This window comes from Cupriavidus sp. 8B (genome assembly GCF_054589115.1).
Genome location: NZ_BAAILO010000521.1, coordinates 6,032 through 6,486, shown reverse-complemented (window position 1 = coordinate 6,486; position 455 = coordinate 6,032). Strand labels below are relative to the sequence as shown.

Sequence of the window (455 nt, the reverse complement as noted above, 5' to 3'; positions counted from 1 at the left end):
CATAGTCAAAGGGGTCGACTGAAGTTAACACCGTCAGATTGTGTTTACAAGTAGCACTGCCTTATCGAGGACGCCGATTTGTGGGCAAACCTCAGCACACTTGTGGGAGAGGGAGTAAACACCGTCGTCGTTCCAGAGGGCTTCGGCGCATCTTGTCGGCTTCGGCTCACGTCGTTGTCCGTTGCGGATAGCCCGCATTGACGCTCGCCGCAGTTTGGATAAAGATCGGTCCCCGGTCTTGATCCCGCATGACAGGTGATTTGATGCCACGCGCCAACGCGGCGCTCCCCGCCGCCATCACCGACATTGCCTGCGCATCGCCCGGCACCGTGTCGCTGCCTTACCTGCGCACCGTGCTTGACTATGGCGAGGCCGCCGGCATTGCGCTGGCCGACCAGCTCGCGCTCGCCGGGCTCGATGCCGCCCTGCTCGAATGCGCGGCCGGCCCCGCCACG

The 455-nt window shown here is 62.9% G+C and carries 1 pseudogene; it reads left to right on the top strand.

Annotation, left to right across the window (positions count from 1 at the left end):
- Positions 1–263: 263 nt before the first annotated feature.
- Positions 264–455, top strand: a pseudogene (locus ACYP5B_RS46115) (AraC family transcriptional regulator); the annotation flags it as partial.